This is a genomic window from Trichocoleus sp. FACHB-90 (assembly GCF_014695505.1).
Taxonomy (GTDB): domain Bacteria; phylum Cyanobacteriota; class Cyanobacteriia; order Cyanobacteriales; family FACHB-T130; genus Funiculus; species Funiculus sociatus.
The window spans coordinates 1-11140 of sequence record NZ_JACJOK010000074.1; the positions used below are offsets into that span (position 1 = coordinate 1).

Annotated in this window: 5 protein-coding genes and 1 pseudogene; 3 read left to right on the forward strand and 3 right to left on the reverse strand. The window is 45.0% G+C overall.

Translation table 11 applies throughout. The features are described from left to right. Positions 1-94: 94 nt before the first annotated feature. Positions 95-1663 (reverse strand): hypothetical protein, encoded by a 1569-nt coding sequence (locus H6F74_RS22300; protein WP_190444357.1) that lies wholly within the window; start codon positions 1661-1663, stop codon positions 95-97. A gap of 574 nt (positions 1664-2237) precedes the next feature. On the opposite strand from H6F74_RS22300, the gene H6F74_RS22305 reads away from it, so the two are divergent. Beyond that, a complete protein-coding gene (locus H6F74_RS22305) occupies positions 2238-2540 on the forward strand; it encodes a hypothetical protein (protein ID WP_190444358.1) in 303 nt (100 codons plus the stop codon). A gap of 162 nt (positions 2541-2702) precedes the next feature. On the opposite strand, the gene H6F74_RS22310 is transcribed toward H6F74_RS22305, so the two are convergent. Then, positions 2703-3757, reverse strand: a protein-coding gene (locus H6F74_RS22310; RefSeq protein ID WP_242022303.1) for an IS630 family transposase whose coding sequence is annotated in 2 segments (ribosomal slippage) — positions 2703-3362 and positions 3365-3757 — 1053 coding nt in all. Because the reading frame shifts where the segments join, the coding sequence is not laid out codon by codon here. 517 nt (positions 3758-4274) lie between these two features. Between H6F74_RS22310 and H6F74_RS22315 the strand changes: the two genes are divergently transcribed. Together H6F74_RS22315 and H6F74_RS22320 are read left to right on the forward strand one after the other, a co-directional pair. After that, positions 4275-4544, forward strand: coding sequence for a hypothetical protein (locus H6F74_RS22315; protein ID WP_190444359.1), 270 nt, complete (start codon positions 4275-4277; stop codon positions 4542-4544). A gap of 83 nt (positions 4545-4627) precedes the next feature. Continuing rightward, positions 4628-10561, forward strand: a complete 5934-nt coding sequence (locus tag H6F74_RS22320) for a PAS domain S-box protein (protein ID WP_190444360.1) — start codon at positions 4628-4630, stop codon at positions 10559-10561. A gap of 143 nt (positions 10562-10704) precedes the next feature. Here the strand turns inward: H6F74_RS22320 and H6F74_RS22325 are convergent. Then, positions 10705-11025 (reverse strand): annotated as a pseudogene (locus tag H6F74_RS22325) (transposase); the annotation flags it as partial. Positions 11026-11140 lie beyond the last annotated feature (115 nt).

Here is an 11140-nt window from a genome sequence, read left to right on the forward strand (position 1 = left end):
TTTTTGTAGTTTCTCTACTTGCTCTCGATTGAGATAATTTTTCGCTGGCATCTTTCACTTGTTAGACTAAATTTATTTTCAGATTATACCCTATTTAAATGCTTAACAGCTTATGATCTTCCGGCTGAAGAACGCTTCTCATTCCTTTGTAAGTAATTTCATGGCGTCGATGGACGCTCACGACTTCATCGTAAAGCCAGAGATTCAAATAATCGTAAAAGTACGAACCATCTGGAAATTGAGTATTGGGAAGCTCGCCAATCCACTCCCCATACGCATCGCTAGTTTTGTAATCGTCGGGTAGGAAATGAATGTAATAGCGGGCTTCCAAAGGATTGAGCATTCGCTCTTTCGGAATAAAAATATCCCCCTCAAAAATCCCGTGTTTGAAGGTTTCGCCTATTCGGAGTTCGCGAAATGTCCGACCTCGATCTGGAGGAACCACTACGAAGAAAGCAAAAATTAGGAATCGCATCAAGGAGTTAGCTCTAGCCCCCATAGAACGCTTTTTTGGGTTACTAATCCCACTTTTTGACTTTGAGTCAATATGGGTAAGATTGGCTTCAATCCTGAGTTTTTCTAAAGCTAATAAAACTTGCTCCCAGGTGATAGCTTTCTCGTGATAAGGTACTGCCGGACGAGAGCTGCGTTTTTCCTTCTCCAGATTATTACAGAAAACTCTCAATCGTTTTACAATCGGAACATCCATGCACCCTGCATGATAATCCGGGTCTGTCTCATCGCGATAAAGCAATTTCGCTAAGGATATTACTCCCTCAACATACATGGCCTTTGTACCAGGGCTTGGCTGATTATTTAGCCATTTGAAGTAGTCTTTCAACTTGTTTACTGTTTCTGTAGCGACTTCCTTGGCTTGTTCTGTTGCCAATCCTTTGGCATAGATATACTTGTCATAAGTGTCGAAATCACGCACTGAATACTTCAGTTTAATTACTGGAATTAGGCAGCTGAGAGATAGCTTTTCCAGAGGAATTTGTTGTGCCCTGTATAGCCAGCCTAAAAATTTTTTAGCGTGTTCGCGACGAATTTTTCGGCTAGAATCTTTATAACCACGTGCTATCATCCAATCCTCAAAGACTTGAATTTCTCCAGCTATCTTGGCAAGGGCTTGCTTAATGCTCTCCTCTTCCTCACTGGATTGAGGAAAGTAATCTTCTACATCAAAGCTTAGAGCAAACTTATCTAGTGTATTGGCTGGTCGGTCAGTTAGTTTCTTACGCTGCATTACCCCCTTCCCTTTTAAGTAAAACCTGTAGCCTTGCGTTTCACTGGTTTCATTTAGTGACCCAGTAATTAGCCAGTTTTGCTCATCAACCCAGTTCAAAAACTTGTTTAGATAGCTTCTTGGCTGAGACTGTTTATTAGCTGGGGTTTGGAGAAGTTTAAAGGTTTTTTCCGGCGCCTCTCGAAACTCAGAGAGTTGAGAAAGAGGCAGAGTCGCCAGAAATTGACGAACGCTTGCAATCTCGGATGGTGTGAGCCGGCTTCCTTGAGGTACTACCCCAGAAAGGGCGGGAATCGTAAAGCGAAATAAGGTACTCTGAATTAAGGAAAAATCCTTGGTATCGTCAAGATGTTTATAGGCATCAACTGCACCCAATACATTCGTTGGAATCCCAAAAAGTGGTGTTCTACTGTTCATGTTTTTACTCCATGTGATTGTTTTGGTTCATACGCATTAACAAAGCACCGGCTATGAATCAGGTTTGCTAATACGCTTTCAAGACTGTTACTGCTCATATAGAAGAAAAAAGGAGTTGTCAGGATATACGGCACGCCTTGTTTACGTAACAATGGACTGTACAAAATTGATGGATGAGCAACGTTATGTGATGCTCAAAATTACCAAGCTTCCCATAAATGGTTAATAGTTTGTTTGGTAATCCGTTTTCTAGAAAGCCCGCTATAAAAGCATTTGGGTGAATTAGTTTAATAACAAACTTAATTAAGATGCTTAATTAAGGCTCTACAGCTAACAACCAAAGGTTGCAAAAATTGAAGTTATTAAACTTTAGTTTTGCCAAAAATCTTCTATAAGCGCCTTTTATAGTTATACAAGGCTGACAATTCTCGATTTATGCACATCAACAAAGCTTATATCTGGCAAGGATTAGAACCGATAGCAGTTTTTAAAATATCCTTATAGAATGCCTTTTAGCCTGGTTTTAGAGAAGAAATCTTGAAATTTGGTTCGTGCGTATAAACAGGAGTGATACATGGCAAGGATTAGAAAGAGTAGTATCAGACCAGATCACCGAAAAAAGCCAAGTCATAAAGGAAAGCAGTGCCAGCGGGGGAAAGGATTAATTTACGATGAGCTAAAAGAAAGATTAAATCTGACAATTACTCCCACCGGAAAGAGCAAGCTTGAAGCTAAAGCTAAAGCGGAGCGATGTAGCATTTCAACACTGATTGAGGAGTTGGCTAGAAGTGGAGTTCTTGAAGAATTTCACCTGAGCGCTGACGTTCAATCTTCTACTTCATCTGAGAAGCTCGACTCTGAAACTGAAACTTCTTGATAATAAATTTGGGCTTCGAGCAATGGGTACTTCTTAGCAATTGCAGCAGTTTGTACATAACAGTGGCGCATTTCAACGAAGCTTTAATAAAGAACATGACGCTAACAGCCTCGATAGGAGTAAGTAGGTAGGCGGGAAAAATTATCGTTAAGTAACGAAACATTAAGTAGCATGATTGGAGTTAAATTTAACCCGTTGTGTAGGGTAGTTTCCTCTTTCTCCTCTAACTTCTACTCCATGAATTACGGCGTAGGCAAGCTCTAACTCGTCCTCAAACATTTGTCCTGCTAATTCATCTTTTTTAAGGTGTTGCCACTCTAATTCAATTGGGTTCATTTCGGAACAATATTTGGGCAAGAAAAAGATGTATAAACCCATGTGTTCCCACTTTGACCATAACTGTTGGACTTCCATACATTGGTGTATTGGGCTATTGTCTTGTATGATTACTCTTAGTCGTCCAATCTGAGCAGCTTCTTCAGCTTCTTTCTCCATCATTTTTATATAAGCTTTTCGACCAACACCCCCAATTACTAAACCGTAAACAAAACTGATTTCCTGTTGAAGAAGTCCGATAATACTTAATCTCCGACCGCGGCGCTTTGTTTGTTCGAGCCGTTTTTGCTCACCTATTTGATAATACGTATAACTCGGCTCGCTCCATGCACAAAAGCCTGATTCATCCAAATATTTTAAGTCGATTTCTCCCGTCGCCGCTGCTAATTCCAGCATATCTATGTCGGCTTGCTTGATTTCCCGGATGACGGTATCTTGTTTTCCTTTATGACTTTTCCGTGTGCGTTTCCAAATGATCCCCTTTTTTTTAGTACCCGCCTTAATCGGTCGGGACTTAATTTAATAGAACGCTCTTTTTCTAATTTCTGGGCTAATTGAAGACTGTTGTATGTACGTGGTTCTTTTTTGAGGCATTCTTCTAAAAACTCTATGTCTTCTTCTTGACATTTCGGTTTTCCCCCCCGACCAGGCAATTCCCAAAGCCCTGACCTGCCTAGGTTTTGCCATTTATGTAAAACCTCTCTCACTGTTTGTGAAGTCCACTTAAAATGAGCAGCTATTTTTTCAACGTACCAGCCATGTGCATTTAACCTAACTACTTCTGCTCGGTCTTTGACTTTTTGTGGTACATCCGCAGTTCTCAGTTCTAAGAGGGCTTTATCTTGCTTCTGAGTGAGGAATACCCTTAATCTAGCGCCCATATGTTGACTTACCTCAGTAGATGTATTCTCTGTATTTACTTATCTTAATATAGTTCGCTTTTTTCGCGCCGGCTTACTTAAAGACCAAGTTGTTGTTACACAGATACTCGAAGAAACATATTTTGTGATCAAGAATAAAACTTTTGCAACTCATGCCAGCAAAAGGTTTGAAGGCTTATAAATTATAAAAGCGTAGGAAGCCAACTTCTGGATTCCTACGCTTTTATGCTAGCTCTCAAGCGGGTTAAACGCTTTTATAATGAGATTTTGAAGTTTACGATCTAGCGAAGCAGTGCAGCTTTGAGGGGTATAGTCGAGATACGGGTGCGAGCGCAACTACTTGGTTGTAGGCAGTATATAACACTCAATAATTGCCTTTAAAACAAGATACAAGCGCTTAAATGTTTCTTGGCTAAGCTGTGGCAAGTAGAATTACTGGTTATCCAAAATAAGTCTGCGGAGACACATACTTAGACCCCATCAGTTGCGGATATTTCCTAGTGTTCGAGGGTAGCAAATGGCTGATAAAAATGGTGTAACAGGAGACGCTATTTTTGATACATTAGTAATTGTCGGAAACCAACTGTGTGGTCTTTCAATTTTTTCCAACGCCCTTATTGTAAAAGATTTGAAAGGTTTTTGGATTAACGACACTAATGTGTTGATAGCGACAAATAATTTGTTATCTGACAAATGTAGTAATGCAGTATTTAATCTTCTGCATGAGGAGCGGTTTATCAAGGGGTATGGGAACAATTGCTTTAGGAATAGTCTTCCCTATCACTAAAGCATCTATCTTCAGGCAGATTCTCCTGAGTGAGTAACTTAGGTTCAATGGAGAAGACCGTGTATGTATACGGATGAATCTTCATGAAGCGCGACGCCACAGGCAAGTTTGTTAGCAATTGGAACTCGGAGATGAAACAACGAGTCAGCGTATCTCTGACTAATACAGCATGGCGATCGCTCGATAAAGAGGCTCACAGGAGAGGAATTTCTCGCTCTGAAGTCATTGAACGCTTTGCCCGCACTCTTGAAGGCGAACAGTTGCTCGCTGCCCAAGAAACTGAGCGCCAGGTGGCAACGATTCTTGAAAGCATTACGGATGCTTTTGTCGCCTTCGATCGCGACTGGCGCTACACTTACGTGAATCAGGCAGCGGCTAAAATCCTGCACAAAACGCCAGAAGAGCTACTGGGAAAACACGTTTGGAATGAGGTTTTTCCTGAGTTGGTTGGTGGAATTGCCGATCGGGAACTACATCGGGCAGTGGCACAACAGGTTCCTGTTTCCTGGGAAGAATTTGGGGAACCTCTCCAGTGTTGGTTAGAGGCGAATGCCTATCCTTCGACCACAGGGGTAGCCGTTTATTTTCGAGATATGACCGATCGCAAGCAAGCGGAGGCAGAACGAGAACGCTTGTTGCACGAGCTTGAAATTGAACGTGCCCGATTTGAAGCCGTTTTACGACAAATGCCTGCTGGAGTAATGATTGCTGATGCGGCATCCGGTAAGTTAGCTCTGGCGAACGAACAAACCAAGCAACTGCTTGGGTATGGCTACGAACAGTTGCTTGAGCTTGAGGAATATGCACGAATTATTCCATGTGAAATCTTTCGCTTAGATGGTCAGCTCTATGCCCCTTATGAGTATCCATTGGTGCGATCGCTAAAAACAGGTGAGGTCGTCACCAACGAAGAGATAGAAATTCATCGAAATGATGGTAGCCGCATTTTCATTAACATCAACTCAGCACCGATTTTAGATAACCAAGGGCAGATTGTTGCAGCCGTTGCTATCTTCAAAGACGTGAGCGAGCGCAAACTTGTAGAGCAAGCCTTACGCGAAAGCGAATCGCGGCTACGAAGTTTATTTGAGGCAAATCTCATTGGCATCATCATCGGAGATTTTCAAGGCAATATTTTAGAAGTCAACGACGCTTGGCTTGCCACTTTAGGTTACACGCGAGAAGAAGTTTTATTGGGAGAGGTAAACTTCCTTGAGATTACTCCACCGGAGTTTCGGCATTTAGACCAACAAGCAATGGCACAGATGAAACAAGTTTGTCGCCATGCGCCGTTTGAGAAGGAATACATTCGTAAAGATGGTAGCCGGGTTCCCGTTTTAATTGGGACTGCCTATTTAGGAGGATCTAACAATTTAGGTGTAGGCTTCTCGATCGACTTAACAGAGCGCAAACGCTTGGAATCAGAACTGCGGCAGCGAGAGCAACAGTTCAAAATGGTGGCTGAAAATTCCCCAGACATTATTAGCCGAGTTGATACAGAATTTCGCCATATTTATGTCAGCCCTTCTGTAGAACTGGCAACAGGTATTCCATCAGAGCAATTTGTTGGCAAGACCAATGTTGAACTAGGAATGCCAGAAGACCTCTATCGTGTTTGGCATGATAGTTTTCGGCAAGCCTTTGGAACCGGGCAGGAACAGACGATTGAATTTAAGTTTCCGACTCTAAATGGTATTCGATGGTATCAGGCGCGTATTGTCCCCGAATTTGCCAGTGATGATTCTGTTGCATCATTACTGAGTATTGCTCGTGATGTAACGGATTACAAACAAGTTGAACAGGCCTTACGAGAGAGCGAAGAACGCCTGCGATTGGCATTAACGGCGGCTCAGATGGTGGTCTGGGATATGGATTTGCCGACCAATCAGGTAGTGTGTTCTGCTAATGCTCTAGACGTTTGGGGTTTTCATGAAGGCACAGGAGAAGGCTTTTTTGCGCTCATTCATCCAGACGATCGACAACGGGTGCTCCAAGCGGCTCAAGGGGCAATTGCGGGAGAACAGTCCTACGTGCAGGAGTACCGGGTAATTAGTCGGGACGGAGTTGTGCGCTGGCTCAACAGTCAGGGACAAGTCTATCGGGATGCAACGGGGCGAGGAGTTCGTATGATTGGCGTTTCGGTTGAGATCACGGAACGCAAACAGATCGAAGCAGAGCGCGATCGCCTTTTAAAACGAGAACAAACTGCCCGACGGTCAGCAGAAAGCGAACGCCAGCGGTTGTATGAAATCCTGATGCAGTTCCCTGCCATGATTAGCATTGTTAAAGGTTCCGATCTTGTGTATGAATTTGCCAATCCAACCTATCTGCAAGGGACTGGGCGCACTCCAGACATGATCGGGAAATCAATACGGGACGTTTTCCCGGAACTAGAGGGGCAAATTTACTTTGATGTCATTGAGCGCGTTTACCGGACGGGAGAAACATTTATTCGGAATGAGTCGCCTGTTTACTGGGATCGGAACGGCGATGGTGTGTTGGAAGAGGGATTTTTCAACTGCATCTGTCCGGCTTGGCGGGATGCCGAAGGAACCATTCAGGGCGTGTTGATTTATAACATCGACGTGACAGCCCAAGTGCGGGCAAGGCAACAAATTGAACAACTGCTCGATAACCTCCAGCAGAAAGAAGAAATTCAGCAATTTCTGATCGAATTGAATGACGCGATTCGTGCCATTCAAGACCCTAAGGAAATTATGTGGCAGGTGGTTTGTGCCACAGGGCAGCACTTCCAAGTCACTCGCTGTACCTACGGTGAAATTGATTCTACTCAGGAATATGTCAATGTCGATCGAGACTATTGCAATGGTGCGATCAGCATCGTCGGTAGCCATCACATGGATTCATTTGGCTCTGAACTCATTGCTGAATTAAAGCAGGGCAAAACTATCGTCGTAGATGATGTCGATCGCGATCCTCGGACTGCCGGAGTTTGGGCTGCTGCCTACGATGCAATCCAAACCAAGTCTCTGCTATGTGTTCCATTGGTGAAAGAGGGACGGTTTGTCGCATTGTTGGTGTTGCACCATGTCTCTGTTCGCCACTGGACGGAGGAAGATGTGGCGGTGATGGAGCGAATTGCTGAAAAAACCTGGCTAGCCGTGGAGCGATCGCGGGCAGAAGAGAAATTGCGAGAAAGTGAAGCTCATCTGCAACTCGCGCTGAAGGTCGGACGCATGGGAACGTGGGACTGGGATATGCAGACCGATGCTTTGCTTTGGTCAGAAGGACACTTTACGGTGCTGGGTCTTCAACCGAATGAGTGCGAACCCAGTTATGAAGTTTGGGCAAGTCGGGTTCATCCCGATGACTTAGCAGAAGCTGAGGCGAAATTTCAGCAAGCCATAGCTGACAAGAAGGAGTTTCACCATGAATATCGCCTGCGTTGGTCAGATGGCTCGATTCACTGGGTCGAAGCCAGAGGACAGTTTACTTATGATTCTCAGGGAAATCCCAAGCAGTCGATCGGAGTTGTCATTGATATCACAGAACGCAAGCAAGCAGAAGAAACGTTGCGTCAAGCCCTACAAAAGCTCAACTTCCATGTTGAAAACTCTCCTATGGCAGTCGTTGAATGGGATCGAGACTTTCGAGTCATTCGGTGGTCTGCTGGTGCAGAGCGCATTTTGGGCTGGAGGGCCGAAGAAATTCTGGGCAAATCTTTAACAGAGATACCTTTTGTCTTTGAGGAAGACCTGGAAGCAGTTACTGAAGTCTGCCAACGGCTGGTCTATGGTGAAGAACCCCATATTTTTTCATACAACCGCAATTACACGAAAGATCGCAACGTTGTGCATTGCGAGTGGTATAACTCCAGTCTCAGGGACGAATCGGGACGGATGATTTCGGTGTTATCGCTGGTGCTGAATGTGACGGAGCGCAAGCAAGCAGAACAAGAACGAGAACAACTGTTAGAACGCGAGCGCGTTGCACAGTCCGAAGCGGAAGTGGCACAGGGCCAACTGGAAACCATCTTTGAAACATCACCGATTGGACTTGCCCTGCTAGATGCCCAGCAGCGATTTATTGCCATCAACGAAGCATTAGCAGAAATTAATGGATTAACCCGCGAGCAACACTTAGGCTATTCAATTCCAGATATTTTTGGTCAGTCCGATCCCAAATTAGTTGAAGTCTTCCATCAGATTTACGCCACAGGGAATCCTTTCATTTCACCCAACTTTGCAGTGAATGTTCCCGGACGCAGCGATCGCCGTCCCGGTTACTACAACGTTTACTATCTTCCAACTGTTAACTCAAACGGTCAGGTCGAAGGCATTCTCGTGTATGTGGTAGATGTGACGGAACGGGTGCAGTTAGAACTTGCCCAACGCTTTCTTTCTGAGGCAAGTGCGGTGCTTGCATCCTCACTGGATTATCAAACAACTTTGGAGCGAGTCGCGCAGCTTACAGTGCCGGAATTAGCGGACTGGTGTACGGTTCACATGATAGAAGAGGATGGTGCGATCGAGCAGATTGCGGTTGCTCACATTGACCCTGCCAAGCTTTCATGGGCATATCAGATTAGAGACAAGTATCCTCTGAACCCGGATGACCCTCGCGGTGCTGCATACACATTGCGAACTGGACAACCTGATTTAGTGCCGGAGATTCCCGATGAACTGTTGGTACAAGCAGCGCGTGATTCAGAGCATTTAGAGATTCTGCGGCAGGTTGGATTCAGCTCTGTAATGACGGTGCCCCTACGAACTCAGGCACGAATTCTAGGGGTCATTTCCTTTATCTGTGCCGAATCTGGACGGCGGTATACCTCAGCAGATTTGCAACTGGCAGAGGAATTGGCGCGTCGTGCTTCTTTGGCGATCGACAATGCTAAGTTATATCGGTTAGCTCAACGCGATCGGGCAAAAGCAGAAGCCGCTAACCGGATTAAAGACGAATTTTTAGCCGTATTGTCCCACGAGTTGCGATCGCCCCTCAATCCGATTCTGGGTTGGACGAAATTGCTAAGAACTGGGCGACTAGATGCCACAAAAACCCAGCAAGCCCTGGAAACGATCGAACGCAACGCCAAGCTGCAAGCCCAATTAATTGAGGACTTGTTGGATGTCTCGCGCATTCTGCAAGGAAAAATGACGTTAAACGTCGCTCCTGTGAATCTAGCGGCAATGATTGAAGCTGCCCTGGAAACGGTACGACTGGCAGCCGAAGCCAAACACATTGAAATCCAGACCACATTTAATCCTATTTCAGGAACGGTTTCAGGCGATACAAATCGCCTCCAACAGGTAGTCTGGAACCTCCTCTCCAATGCCGTGAAGTTCACCCCAGCCGGAGGACGAATCGAGGTGCGGCTAGACCAGGTTGGCACCTATGCTCAGATTCAAGTCAAAGATACTGGAAAAGGCATCAGTCCAGAGTTCTTACCCTATGTGTTTGACTACTTCCGTCAAGAAGATGGCACAACGACCCGAAAATTTGGCGGATTGGGATTGGGGCTGGCGATCGTCCGCCATTTTACCGAACTGCACGGAGGAACCGTTCAAGCAGACAGCTTAGGACAGAACTTAGGGGCTACATTTACCATCCGGCTACCGTTAAACATCGTAGAGCCGAAACCCTCGGACGATCGCAGACACCCAGAAAGTGCGACAGACTTAGCAGGTATTCAGGTCTTGGTTGTGGACGATGATGCAGATATGCGGGAGTTGGCAGCATTCACCCTAATGCAATCTGGCGCACAAGTTACGACAGCCACTTCGGCTACACAGGCGTTGACTCTCCTGAATGAATCTGTCCCCGATCTGCTGTTATGTGACATTGGGATGCCAGACATGGATGGTTATGCCCTGATTCGGCAAATTAGAAAGTGGTCCCCTGAACAGGGAGGGCTGATTCCTGCGATCGCACTTACTGCCTATGCCGGAGAAATCAACCAACAGCAAGCCTTAGCTGCCGGATTTGGGATGCACATCTCGAAGCCTGTCGAACCTGATGAATTGGTAAAAGCGATCGCCCGTTTGCTAAGACATTGAATGATTTGAGTTTTAGGGAGGTTGTATCTTTCCTTGACAATAACTAACACAACAGGTAGATAGGCATGGCTAACTGCAATGGATGTCAATTGCACAAACTCTTTGAATTATCGAGAAGAGCTTACTTTTAACCTGAGTTCGGGTTAAGCGGGAAGCTGCAAATTGTGGTTGATCGCAATGGACGGCTTCTTTGGCTGATGGCAATAGGCAATCAAACCGCCAAGAATATTGACAAAGCAATTGACCGGAGAACGATGGCGCGAATGCTCAATTTGAGAGATATTTTTCAACTGGTCGATGATGGTTTCAATAATCGAGCGCTTGCGAAGCATCAAACGGTCGTTGAAGGACATCAATCGTTGTTTCATGTTGCGCTTGAGCTTAGTAATGAGTTGAATGCCTGCGGTATGGAGCAGTTGTTTTGCCAACTTTTGGGAGACATAGCCTTTGTCAGCAAACACTTTGCGGCTCTCCTGTACTTATGGGTATAAGTAAATTTTATTTAAATAAGCAAGCTAGCAGCTTCTCTCGTAAAGATTCAAAGCTCTTAAAACCATAGCTCTGCCGAATAATTAACTT

What these genes read in the sequence shown, in the direction of transcription:
- H6F74_RS22315 (WP_190444359.1), top strand. Translation starts at nt 4,275, where the DNA reads ATGGCTGATAAAAATGGTGTAACAGGAGACGCTATTTTTGATACATTA.
- H6F74_RS22320 (WP_190444360.1), top strand. Translation starts at nt 4,628, where the DNA reads ATGAAGCGCGACGCCACAGGCAAGTTTGTTAGCAATTGGAACTCGGAG.
- H6F74_RS22305 (WP_190444358.1), top strand. Translation starts at nt 2,238, where the DNA reads ATGGCAAGGATTAGAAAGAGTAGTATCAGACCAGATCACCGAAAAAAG.
- H6F74_RS22300 (WP_190444357.1), bottom strand. Translation starts at nt 1,663, where the DNA reads ATGAACAGTAGAACACCACTTTTTGGGATTCCAACGAATGTATTGGGT.